The 12,353-nt window shown below is 40.0% G+C and carries 13 protein-coding genes; 8 read left to right on the top strand and 5 right to left on the bottom strand.

Going from position 1 to position 12,353, the window contains the following annotated elements:
• Window positions 1-12 precede the first annotated feature (12 nt).
• Window positions 13-1,110 (bottom strand): efflux RND transporter periplasmic adaptor subunit, encoded by a 1,098-nt coding sequence (locus AWH66_RS08345; RefSeq protein ID WP_038221943.1) that lies wholly within the window; start codon window positions 1,108-1,110, stop codon window positions 13-15.
• A gap of 237 nt (window positions 1,111-1,347) precedes the next feature.
• Between AWH66_RS08345 and AWH66_RS08340 the strand changes: the two genes are divergently transcribed.
• The 3 genes from AWH66_RS08340 (at window position 1,348) to AWH66_RS08330 (ending at window position 4,978) form a co-directional block, all read left to right on the top strand.
• Entirely contained in the window at window positions 1,348-1,617 is a 270-nt protein-coding gene (locus tag AWH66_RS08340) for a hypothetical protein (protein ID WP_006070224.1), read from the top strand.
• 60 nt (window positions 1,618-1,677) lie between these two features.
• Window positions 1,678-3,276 (top strand): bifunctional aspartate transaminase/aspartate 4-decarboxylase, encoded by a 1,599-nt coding sequence (locus AWH66_RS08335; protein WP_063604660.1) that lies wholly within the window; start codon window positions 1,678-1,680, stop codon window positions 3,274-3,276.
• 112 nt (window positions 3,277-3,388) lie between these two features.
• Entirely contained in the window at window positions 3,389-4,978 is a 1,590-nt protein-coding gene (locus tag AWH66_RS08330) for a winged helix-turn-helix domain-containing protein (protein WP_006070226.1), read from the top strand.
• Window positions 4,979-5,043: 65 nt separating this feature from the next.
• On the opposite strand, the gene AWH66_RS08325 is transcribed toward AWH66_RS08330, so the two are convergent.
• Window positions 5,044-6,102 carry a hypothetical protein gene (locus AWH66_RS08325; RefSeq protein ID WP_063604659.1) on the bottom strand — a complete coding sequence of 353 codons (1,059 nt, stop codon included), beginning with the start codon at window positions 6,100-6,102 and terminating at the stop codon, window positions 5,044-5,046.
• Between the two features lie 78 nt (window positions 6,103-6,180).
• On the bottom strand, window positions 6,181-6,585 hold the full coding sequence (locus AWH66_RS08320; protein WP_006070228.1) for a hypothetical protein: 405 nt from the start codon (window positions 6,583-6,585) through the stop codon (window positions 6,181-6,183).
• Window positions 6,586-6,878: 293 nt separating this feature from the next.
• Between AWH66_RS08320 and AWH66_RS08315 the strand changes: the two genes are divergently transcribed.
• Window positions 6,879-7,751 (top strand): RNA polymerase factor sigma-32, encoded by an 873-nt coding sequence (locus tag AWH66_RS08315; RefSeq protein ID WP_063604658.1) that lies wholly within the window; start codon window positions 6,879-6,881, stop codon window positions 7,749-7,751.
• Window positions 7,752-7,793: 42 nt separating this feature from the next.
• Entirely contained in the window at window positions 7,794-9,116 is a 1,323-nt protein-coding gene (gene tolC / locus AWH66_RS08310; RefSeq protein WP_063604657.1) for an outer membrane channel protein TolC, read from the top strand.
• A 578-nt stretch (window positions 9,117-9,694) separates the two neighbouring features.
• Here tolC and AWH66_RS08300 read toward each other — a convergent pair.
• Entirely contained in the window at window positions 9,695-9,919 is a 225-nt protein-coding gene (locus tag AWH66_RS08300) for a hypothetical protein (RefSeq protein WP_006070232.1), read from the bottom strand.
• A gap of 264 nt (window positions 9,920-10,183) precedes the next feature.
• Window positions 10,184-10,609, bottom strand: coding sequence for a universal stress protein (locus AWH66_RS08295; RefSeq protein WP_006070233.1), 426 nt, complete (start codon window positions 10,607-10,609; stop codon window positions 10,184-10,186).
• 331 nt (window positions 10,610-10,940) lie between these two features.
• On the opposite strand from AWH66_RS08295, the gene AWH66_RS08290 reads away from it, so the two are divergent.
• The 3 genes from AWH66_RS08290 to AWH66_RS08280 are packed head-to-tail and all read left to right on the top strand — an operon-like array spanning window position 10,941 to window position 12,348.
• The gene (locus AWH66_RS08290; protein ID WP_038230859.1) at window positions 10,941-11,258 is read left to right on the top strand and encodes an HPF/RaiA family ribosome-associated protein; all 318 of its coding nucleotides are present in this window, start codon (window positions 10,941-10,943) and stop codon (window positions 11,256-11,258) included.
• A 10-nt stretch (window positions 11,259-11,268) separates the two neighbouring features.
• Window positions 11,269-11,940 carry a ferritin family protein gene (locus tag AWH66_RS08285; RefSeq protein ID WP_083399978.1) on the top strand — a complete coding sequence of 224 codons (672 nt, stop codon included), beginning with the start codon at window positions 11,269-11,271 and terminating at the stop codon, window positions 11,938-11,940.
• 12 nt (window positions 11,941-11,952) lie between these two features.
• Window positions 11,953-12,348, top strand: a complete 396-nt coding sequence (locus AWH66_RS08280) for an HdeA/HdeB family chaperone (protein WP_063604655.1) — start codon at window positions 11,953-11,955, stop codon at window positions 12,346-12,348.
• The last annotated feature ends 5 nt before the right edge of the window (window positions 12,349-12,353 follow it).

Raw genomic sequence — 12,353 nt, 5'->3', positions numbered from 1 at the left:
TTTGCCTATTTATTACTTAAATGTTTTAGGAAACGGAGTTGAGTTATTGATCTTAACCACGGTTCCTTTCTTAAGTTGTTGTTGGTTGGAAGTCACAACGATTTCGCCTCGCTCTAAGCCTGACACAATACCGACTAAGTCATCTTTGCGAGGGCCAATTTCGACTAACTTCTGCTCGACAACTTGTTGACCATTTTCATTTTTCACGACAAAGACGCTGTCGCCATAAAGAGAGTAAGAGATAGCAACTTTTGGTACGGGAACAATCGCAACTTCACTGCCTAACGTTATTTTTGCGTTGATGTACATGCCACTCACAAGTTGGTTTCCATCGCCTTCTACTTCTGCACGCACACTGATGTTGTGTGACTGCTCATCTGATGATGGCTGGATAGCAGAAACAATCGCAGAGAATGTTTTGTCTCCATAGGCATCATTGGTAAAAGTCACCTTTTGTCCTAATGCAAGCTGTGGCTGAAAGTCTTCTGAAACTGAGATATCGATGAAGTTGTCGTTAATACTTTCTAACTCAACAATAAGTGCACCTGGATTGATGTAATCACCAAGATCGATGGTGCGAATACCTAATTTGCCAGCAAACGGGGCTTTGATGCTCATAAAGTCAATTTGCGACTTAATGTAAGCAAGGTCTGCCGACTCTGCGTCATATTGAGCTTGCGCTTTATCTACCGAGTTTTTTGCTGTGCTTTTGGTTTTAAGAAGTTTCACCTGACGTTGAAGTTCGATCTTTGCCAATTTCTGCTTTGCAAGTTGGCTACGGTATTTTGCTTGTAGTAATGAGTCATCAAGTTGAACGATAACATCACCCTTATTTACCGTTTGACCGGAATTAAAGTTGATTGCTTTAACCTGACCGGAAATTTGACTGGTAACTTCTGTAGATTGTTTAGATGTAATTTGACCTACTGCTTGGATGTTTTGTTCCCAGCTATCTTTTTTAGATGTAATAGCAGTTACAGAAACAGCAGGTGCTTTATACTCGCTAATTTTTTTAGCGATCATATGATTTTTAAAACTATTAAATCCGAAAACAAATAGCAGTATTAATACTACTACAGCTAGGACTATTGATATTGCTTTCTTAGACATAACCTTCACTTAATAATGTTTAACGTTGAGAACACATTTAATCTACCGTGATAGAAAGAGAATTTAATAACTCTTGGATAATCAATGCATAATGTTCAATAAACAAAATATAAACATTAAAAATCAACACCTTACAATAAACAGAGAACGAATAAAATATAAAACAATGATGGTAATTTCATGTTTTATCAAAGGGGAAAGATTAAAGTATCCGGGTACTTAATTAGGAGTAAGACTATGTCAGAAAAAATGCAACATACAAAACACACCACCTCAGAGAAGATGAAAAGAATCTATGGTGATGTAGAGCACAAACACAATAAAGACCACTTGGAATTTGAAGATAAAGTTAAAACTCATCCTCACCAAAAACATGGTGGTAAAAACGAAGGCCATAAACATTTAGTTAATCACCACTCAGATGGTCATCATGACAAACATCACCATGATAAAAAGCACAGCCACAAAACTTCTTCTAGAACTCATCATAAAACAAGTTCTAAGTAAGAGAATTAATATATCCCTAGCGTAATAACTGCGCTTATAAAATAATATTTGGAATCGAAAATGAATCGTAATGACGAAAAACAGCTAGAAACGCTTAGCCCATTTGAAGTAAAAGATACACTGATGAAGCTTGCTGCTGAAAACAAAGATCACGCTATGATAAATGCTGGTCGAGGCAACCCAAACTGGGTAGCGACAGTGCCAAGAGACGCATTTTTCCAGTTAGGTATGTTTGCTCTACAAGAATCTAAAGCAACCTACTCTCAATACCCTGGTTTTGGCGGCATGAGTGAAAAAGACAATATCTCAACGCGCTTTCTGTCATTCTGTGAAGACCATGAACAGAATGAAGGCGTTCGTTTTCTTCTAAATGCATTTAGCTTCTTAACAACTGAACACAAACTTGATGCGGATGAGCTCATCTATGAATGGGTAGAAGGCATTCTGGGCGATAACTACCCTGTACCTGATCGCATGCTTAAAAACTGCGAGTTCATTTCTCGTAAATACATTGAACAAGAGATGGGCAGCAAAGCTGGTTTACCAGACTCTCACTTTGATTTGTTTGCTGTCGAAGGCGGCACTGCTGCGATGGTATATATCTTCAACACATTGAAAACCAACCGTCTTCTAAATAAAGGAGATAACATTGCCATTGGTGCACCAGTGTTTACACCTTATCTAGAAATGCCAGAGCTTGAAGACTACAGCTTAAACAAAGTAGAGATAATGGCGTCAGAAGAGACACAATGGCAAATCCCAGATAGCGAACTAGAAAAGCTTCGTGACCCTAAAATCAAAGCCTTCTTCCTCGTTAACCCAAGTAACCCAGCTTCAGTTAAACTGAGCGATGAAACACTGCAGAAAATTGCAGATATCGCCAATGAGCGCCCAGAGCTGATCGTGCTGACTGATGATGTGTACGGTACGTTCACCGATAACTTCACCTCATTGGCAATGTTAGCACCCAAAAATACTATTCTGGTGTACTCATACTCGAAATACTTCGGTGCAACTGGTTGGCGTTTGGGCGTTATTGCCCTAAATGAAGACAACAATCTTGATAAGATGATTCAGGATCTACCAGAATCTACACGTCAAGAACTGACTCAACGCTATAGTGGTATCAGTCTTGATCCTGCAAATATCAAGTTCATCGACCGACTTGTTGCTGATAGCCGTGCAGTTGCTCTAAACCACACTGCTGGACTGTCTACTCCACAACAAATCCAAATGGCACTGTTTTCTCTGCTTGCTCTTCTAGAAGGTGGTAAAGAGTACCAAGATAACGCGAAACGCATAGTACGTGCTCGCTATCACACACTCATGGAAAAATCGCTGACTGAGCCAACCATCGCTGAAGACAACAGTAATGGCGCTTTCTATTACGTTGAGATTAATATCCAAGACCTAGCAACATCTGCGTACAGCAGTGATTTCTTTGCCTGGATGCAAGAAGGCTATGAACCGCTAGACTTCCTAGTTCGCCTAGCCGAAGAAAGTAGTATTGTGGTCATGCCTGGTGGTGGTTTTGATGCTCCAGAATGGTCACTACGTGTCTCTCTCGCTAACTTGCCACAGTCGGCTTATGCGACAATTTCAACAGCAATCAATGCCGTTTTAGAAAGCTACTATCAAACTTATTTGAACAATCGATAGTCAATTCTTAGCGCTGAAAGCCTCGTTACAAAAATGTATCGAGGTTTTTTTTGTATTTTCACCAATACTATCCAATACTTCTTTATTAGATACAGTAAGTTATGAATGGTCTATGAAAAATCAAAAAGTACAATTTAAAATAGATGATTGGGTGTTTTATCCATACGAAGACAAATTCGTTTTACATGGAGAAGATATCGTCATTGATAACAGGCTATCCAAGCTTTTTCACTTCTTATGTGAAAATCCCGACACCGTGTTCTCAAGAGACGAACTTATTAACGAAGTGTGGAACGGGTCAATCCTAACAGACCAAGTTATCACTCAAGCTATTTTTGAGCTAAGGAAGATACTCAAACAGCACGGCAACCACCCATATGGCTACATTGTCACGGTTCCAAAACGTGGATATAAGCTCGATGCGACTGTTGAAAAAGTCATAGAAACACCTCAACCTGTCATCGAAACCACTGATTCTGTCTCTGAAAAAATTGATGTTTTGCGAGACGAGTCGGCACCTGAAACAACCGATATTGTTCTCCCTGAAGCAGGAGCAAGCACGGAAGTCGAAGCCTCAGCGGCTGAGCCAGTACGTCAACGCCCCGCCATGCAAACTGCAACAAAGAAAACTGGTTTTAGGAAGCGCTGGATTGCAACCGCGGCATTACTCGTTATCGGCATAGGTGTGGGTGCAAGCTATCTGCACGTAAAGCAAAATGATCGAGCCGCTGCAAAAGTCATCGAGCCCATTGCCACACCAAGTTACCTATCTCTTGAACCTCGTTATATTCACGTCATTCTTGAAGATGGAGTCCTACGCGATGATCTGAAAGTAGGGTTTACCAAAAAGCTTTTGGAACTGCTTAAAACCTATAAGGATTATCGTGTCATCTATGACGGTCCAGCATCTAAAGTAGCGGCAAATGAACTTAAATTTGCAGCATCCAAACGCGATAACCAAGACTACATTGAAATTGAATACGTGAATCGCATATCTGGCCATAAACATCTTGATCGCAAATATCGAGTTACAGAAGACATGCTGAAGCCGTCTTTGAAAAAGTCGTTAGACGATTTGTTGGATTCATTTAATATCGAAATTGAAAAGTCACTAATCGCGGATTTGGTCGATGAACTTCCTAACGAAGCTGCATCAATTGAGTCAGCTTTGACGTCTATTGGCGCGTCTTATCATGACTATACTCATACCAGAGCCATTGAGCTCATTGAAGAGGCCAAAAAACTTTCGCCAGACAACCCTTACGTTGTCGCTACCGGCTATATTTTTAACGTATCCAGAATGTACCTTGATCCGCCACACAACATGGCACAATATCTAGAGCAGTTAAACACAGAGACTTTGCTGAAGTTTGAACAGTTTGCTAGCGCCAATCAAACTACGCCAAGAGTTCTTGAAGCTAGTGCTATGATGGCGTTGACCAACGATGAACCATTGCAAGCGAAGACCATATTACAAACCATTCCTCATGAACGGCGCACTGTGTTTTTCTATATTTTAAATGCGAAAGCCTCAGAACTAACAGGCAATAGAGACGCGGCTGAAGAGTTCTATTACCACGCTGTCCTAGAGTCCTCAACTATTCAAGTTCTAAATCTATCTGAAGTGTTGTTCTTCAATAGCGACCTTTCCGATATCAAGAAAAAGGTAGAAACAAGCTTAAGCGAGAATGACGCAGTATAAGTCAAAAAGGGCAGCGTGGTTAATACCACACTGCCCTTCTATTTACGGAGGATTTGGAACAATCACTACCATCGATAGGTCAACATAGCCATTACGCTTTTTCGACCTTCACCAATATTAGCCTCAGCGGAGACACCATAGCTTCTCGCTAAGTTCCAGTTAAAGCCAACAATGCCTGACCAATCATTCGTATTGTACTGATCAATGCTGTAACTCAAGCCTTGGATATCTAACGCATCTGTTTCACTTGTTGTACCGGTGTTATTCATATACGAAACACCAATGTATGGACTAAATAGACCCCAGTTTTCAATGTGATAAGACCGTCCTACACGAGGGCTCACAGCAATGGTTTGACTCGATGTACGACCATCATCAGTTTGAGACCATGTATAACTGATTGGTAACACACCAAAGTATTCTCCAAAACCAGCAACAAAGTTCGTCGATATTCCATAGTTCCAACCCTTAAATTCTGGAGAAAAAGATAGAGAGGGTAGGTTGTTCAATGCATTCGATAACTTGTCACCACAGTAGTCATTGAAGCGGTTACACGTCACTTTAGAATTCGCTAACTTGTCAGATAACGTACCAGGGAACACCGAGCCAGGTATTGTTACATTAAGGCCCGTATTACCATCAAAACGCCCTACATGGGCACCTACTTGCATGAATGGAAATAACCAAGCGGCTGCTCTTAGTTGCAATGTCGCAGTTTTGACATCAGGATTGCCAAAGTCGATTTGGTTTAAATCAACCACATCACCTAATGACACATTGCCTACATTAACATTTAGATTATTAAAGCCAATATTCTGCTCAGTATAAGTAGGAATAATCGACAATGAAAAAGGCAACGGTAAATCAAAGCCCAGGTCAATTGCATTCTGAGCGTAAAATGGAAGCGCATGTTGCCATTTCCTATCGAGCTTTTTCTGTTCTGTTAGCTCTTTAGTTGCTACAACATCACCAGTTCGTGTTGCATTTCTCGCTTCTCTTCGTGCCTGCTTAATATCCTCTCTCGATTGCAACCAAATATCTTCATTATTTGGCATTGTGCTATCCGCATAACTCGGTGAAGAAATAATGGCGAGAAGAAGTGTCGACAATACTGCCTTTTTCATTCTGATTACTCTTATAATGGTTAATATATCGTGATCATGTATGTTATTTAGTACTCACAAATATATTGAAAACTGAGATTAGTTAAGAATTGTGTAACCACGCTCTTTCATACAATTGCGCATAACGGTATCTTTCTCACTTTGGTAATTCGCTTCAGCTTGTTGTTTTTCAGCAGAACTGCCTAATACACCTGTTACTAAACCAATTCCTGCGCCAATTCCTGCGCCTTCTGAACCAGAACCACCACCAATTGCGGCTGCACCAGCACCTAAGGCAGCAGCACGTCCCATATGTTTAATCGTAGTGCGTCCTGTACCTTCAACATTTTGCTGTTGTACTTGGTCACTTAATTGTTGACATTGATACATATCTGCACTGTATTTCTCTTGGTCAATACCTTTTGTATCGATGATTAGATTATCGGCAAATACTTGAGGAGAAATAATTAAACCGATAAGGAGAGTTAGCTTTAGACTTTTCATGTTAATTCCAGCTTGTTGGTTGATTTACAACTACTCTAACTGAAAATTCCGCTACAAAAATCAACGTAAAATAAAGGTTAAATAATAGCTTTTTAAACCTCATAAAAATCATAAATCAGCTAGATAAAACCTCATAAAGAGGCGATAAAATCCCAATAAAAACACATAGTAATCCATTGTTTTATATGTAAAAAATAAAATGTAGCAGAGTCTAATTTATCCATGATTACAAGTGGTAACTCATGACATAAACTTCTCGAAAATTCTAATTCAACAAATACATCGGAGAAGAAATGTCAGCTTCATCATATTTCACCAATGCAGAGTCTAAAGATAGTCTCTCGCACTATTTAGGCTCTATTAGCAAGTATCCATTACTTAGTGAAGAAAAAGAAAGAACACTAGCTAATAAAGTAGTTACAGAAAATTGCTCACAATCGTTAAATGAGCTGATACTGCCTCATTTAAGATATGTTGCTTACATTGCCAAAAATTTCGTTGGCTACGGTATGTCTACTTTAGACATTATTCAAGCCGGCAATGTTGGACTAATAAAAGCAATAAAGAAGTTCAACCCTACTCGAGGAATTCGATTGGTTTCTTTCGCTATTCACTGGATAAAGTCAGAAATTAACGAATACATAATCAAGAATTGGAGCATGGTAAAAGTTGCAACAACGAAAGAACAGAGAAAATTATTTTTTAACTTGAGAAAGCACAAAAATGATTCTGGCTGGGTAAGTGAAGAACAAGCGAAAGATATTGCGAAGAATCTAAAAGTACGAGTGAGGGATGTATTTGTAATGGATGGACGACTATCTAATAAAGATAAACAGTTAGAAAGTCATAATTATGATGAAGAATTTCACTGCCCATATACTGAAGACAATTATTTTCGCGAGCATCGCGACGATTTCGCAGACAATCATGAAGAAGAAAATTGGAGTAACCACCTATCTTCTGAGCTAAAGATTGCAATACAAAAGTTAGATGAGCGCAGCAAAGATATTATTTTTCATCGATGGCTAACCAACGAAAAAGCCACACTCTCAGAGTTAGCAGACAAGCACCAACTATCCGCTGAGCGAATTCGTCAAATTGAAGTCGCCACGTTAGCAAAGCTAAAGAACCTAATGGGTCACATACCGATGGCTAACGCAGCCTAACACTGTCATTACAACAATATTAACTACCTTTACGGCATTAGAATGAAAAACACATTTAAAATTACACCGCTTATTTTATTAGCCATAGCTAGCTCGGTAAAAGCGGATACTTTGACTGAAATCTACGACTTAGCTAAGCAAAACGATCCTCAGTTACTTAAAGCTTCTGCAGAAAGAGACTCTGCCTTTGAAGCTATTAACTCTACTCGAAGTGCACTACTACCTCAGATCGACCTAACAGCAGGCTACGCGTATCAAGATAGCGATCGTCACACAACCGACGGAAGCACCACGGATCTGAGCTTAGGATTGTCCCAATCCATTTATGATCGCAGCAGCTGGATAGCCCTCACTATCTCGGAGAAAAGTGCCCGTGAAGCCGATGCACGCTATGCGTCTACACAGCAACAAGTCATCTATAACGTCGCCGAGGCGTATTTTAATGTATTGCGTGCCGAAGATGACCTGCGGTTTATTCAAGCCGAGAAACAGGCCGTGGCAAAGCAACTAATGCAAACCGAACAGCGTTTTGATGTTGGTATTGCTCCAATCACCGATGTACAAGATGCACGAGCGCAATATGACAGTGTTCTAGCTCAGGAAATCCAAGCCAAAAACAATGTCGAGAACGAATATGAAGAGTTGCGAGCCATTACAGGACAACAAGCGAGTAATTTGGCTGTGTTAGATACTGCTCGATTCTCTACTTCGTTACCAAGTAAAAACGCTGATCAGCTCGTCGCACAGGCGACAAATGAGAACTTAGATCTTTTGGCAAATCGCATTCAAAAAGATGTTGCCAAGGAACAGATCTCTCTCGCTCAATCTGGCCATCTACCGACTATTTCACTGACATCGAACTATAGCTATACAAAAAACTATAACGAACCTAATGACCCAGTGACGGGTGCACAAATGGATGACGATGAAAACCTATTTAACCTAGGAATTTCGATCGATTTACCAGTGTACTCTGGTGGACGCATCACATCTGAAGTCAAGCAGGCTGAATATCAATTTGTTTCTGCGAGCCAAGATTTGGAATCGACGTTCAGAGAAGTACAGAAAGATGTTCGAGCCATTAATAATAATATTCGTTCTTCCATCGGTTCTATCCAAGCCTATAAACAGTCAGTTATCTCCGCGGAATCAGCCCTTACCGCCACTCAAGAAGGCTTTAATGTTGGCACCCGCACTATCGTCGATGTTCTAGAGAGCACTCAGAACGTCTATCAAGCAAATAAAAACCTGTCTGACGCACGCTACCAATACATTTTATCGCAAGTGCAGCTCAAACAAGCGATAGGAACTTTGAGCGAGCAAGATATCGTAGACATCAATGCTGGACTAAAGAAGGTCAACTAAAGCAGTTCCTTCATCAATTACGCCCATCCATTGACTGGTATGGGCATGTTTTCTACAAGGAACATGAACAAAACTTCGGATTAACAATGAAAATAACAAGTAAAAACGTGCAGCTCCCACCAAAACGACATCACTTATTGCAGATAAATATCAACACTTAGTAGACCGTAATTTAGACCTACTCTTTAGTCGTTGTGAGGTCGTCTTTCATAATGGTTTTGGCGATTATGAGGTGTCGTTAAAGGTGCACTTAGAAACACAATCTTTCTATGTCCTTCGCACTGATTTGCTACTCGATAATGCTATTGAAGACGCTTTTCTGTCGCTATATTACAAAATCGAAAAATATGAAAACAAGTTAGCCGCTAAACAGTTTTTTCGTTCTAAACTTCAGAAAATTCTACGATTTTTGAGTAGCGGCAAGGCGAGGCGTTCAGCAAAAATTACTTACTAACGTTGGGTTGGATTATGCAAGAAAGATGGATGTAAATGAGCTGGGTGGTTTATGGATAGGAAGAGTCGGCATTATTGGATTGATGTTTCCGATAGCCTCGCATCCTGCGAGGCCGATGATCGACTTAGCTGCCAATTAAGTTGAATAAACTCGCATCATATGCCGCTAACATCTTTTCAAACAGTCCAATCGGGACTGCGTAGTAGACTAACGTATTCTTGGACAATACAGCAATTGCATTACCATCACATTCATTCAATACTTCAGTGGGCTCACTGTTCATTCTTTTAGTACACGTGCAGTAATCACCTAAGATTATATGTTCATCAACGCCCACTTCGCTCGACATATCTTTACCTCTTTACATTGTATTTAGAGCAATTGTTCTAATAATTTTCTCAATACATTTAACTTCATGATAGTTAATGTTTTTCCACAAATGACTGCCATTTTGAGAACTCAACCAAACCAACGCCGAATGATGTCTCCATAAGCATAAGACAGATGACATGCTGCTTTTCCATATGGCTGAAGTCGACAGAAGCAAGAACAGGCGTTGATCAGTGGCTCACCGCATTTTTATCAATGAGTTAAAACATGCGGCAAATTAAACCTAAGAAACGAGCAACACATCTAAACCTGCTACGCTTCGCATGCTTCTTTCTAACGTTCCTTCCATGTTGACCACACTATGATGCTTGCCCAGTATAATCAGATCAGCGTCCACAATTTCGATTACAGCATGCATCTCCCGGCTAACATCACCGTTTTTTATGTAGATATTTTCCTTCGAGATCGGGTAGGCACTCACAATAAATTCCAGCTCCTTTGTATCGTGTTTTTGCTCAAGTTCAGCAACAAACTCTCTATAAATATCTCCCCAGTATGCTAAAGAATATGGGTTGTATTCCACATTTGGGTGAACGTAAACCAGACTGATTGTCGCTCCTAAGCTAAATGCTAGGTCAGTGGCATTTTTGATGAGCTCAGCGTCACTATGCTCGAAGTCTATCGCTAAAAGTATATTTTTGTATTTCATATTACCTCAAGAATTTTCAATCTATTGATTGGTGAATTTTTAATCCAAACATTCTTTAAGTTAATACGAGGAAGAATCTAATAAATAAGATAGCGATAATATCCCGATAGTATTTCCACTGGAAAGAACTGTTTTTTTAATAAAACCTAAAAAACCAAAACAAAAGCTAAACTCCCATCAACAAGACCACATAACCAACTGTTTTAAAATGAATATTTTTAATTTATACAGTGTTTACCTACTAATGATTTAGAGGTAAGCGGTTTGTTTTAATATTTTGCCTCACCTAAAAACACTAATACTCACGTATCTATTTTAATGGGAAATATAAATGCAAATCACATCTATGCACGTTGATATCACTCCATCTATGAAAACACTTATCGAAGAGAAGTTTGCTCATATTCAAGGGCACTTTCATTCTATCGATCAAGAAAAATGCCATATTATCTATCATGAGAGTTATCGTCTGTTCGAAGTTGAGCTTACTGTACATCTCGATCATGAACAGTTCTTCACCAAAAAGTCTAACGCGACATTCGCAATTGCTCTGCAAGAAGCGACCCAAGCAGTTTTACACTCATTAGAAAAACACAAGACTAAGCTGTCTGCTAAACATCAGAACCATCACCACAACGAACCAATGTAACGGTCTGCCAATGATAGAAAAATACCAAACATATCATTGCAACCTGTGTGGCAATGAAGTCGAAGTGACATGTGTTGGCGGTGGTCAATTGACGTGTTGCCAGCAGTCAATGCAAGTGAAAGAGATGGATAGCGTCTCTATCTATCTTAAGAAAGCCTTTGAAGGCGAGGCAGTGGCGTTTACGAAGTATAACTTATACTCGAAGCTCGCGCGAAAGTCAGGCTATCACCATATCGCTGATCAGCTTGCACATATTGCCGCCAATGAACTGGTACACGCCAAACTTCATTTCAAACATATAGAACAACGCACGTTAGGAGCTCGCTTAACCGATATTGCCGCTGCGTTAAAAGACAGCATCGATGGCGAAAGTTTTGAATCTGTCGCGTTTTATCCTGAGTTGTCTGAACTCTGCAACTCGCACAGTGATTCAGTAGTCGCGGATCACTTTCTTAATATAGGGGCGATTGAGAAAACGCATGATGAGCGTTTATCTAATTTACTCTATCGACTTGAGTCAGGTTTTGAATTCGAGAGCCTAATACCAACTGAATGGATTTGTGAAAAGTGTGGTCACACACACATCAGCCCCAAGGCATTCGATGAGTGTCCCGTTTGTCACCATGATAAAACTTATCAAAGACGAATGGCGGAAACTAGCCACCGGATTGCGATTTTATAGCCAGGAGTAATTTTGAGTAAACGTATAAAAAAACTCGTTTTTGAGGGAGTCGTAGGCTTGTTTTCTCTGGTTACGATTTTGGCTTATGCCGCAAACGCTCAGCCAGAAAACACTGGTGAAATGACACTTTCACAGCCAATTGCTACAGCTAGTTTTGAGTCTACTATGACGTGTTCAGAGTTCCTCGAATTAGACTACGACCTGATGCCTGTAACGTTAGGTTACCTAGTTGCATGGAATCATAAATCCAATAATGAAGTGCAAGTGTTCGATATCACTCAATTAGATGCTATTGAAATTGATGAAATCGTCGACCAATGCCACAAAGCTCCTGCTGCACGAGTACACAAAGTTGTCGCAAAGCAGCTCGCTGATGCTAAATCGGAACAAATCGAAAAATTACTATAGGTATC

Origin of the sequence: Vibrio barjaei (assembly GCF_001639065.2) — a bacterium.
Lineage (GTDB): Bacteria > Pseudomonadota > Gammaproteobacteria > Enterobacterales > Vibrionaceae > Vibrio > Vibrio barjaei.
Note: the sequence above shows the minus strand (reverse complement) of the source record. Positions and strands in the feature narration are given on the sequence as shown.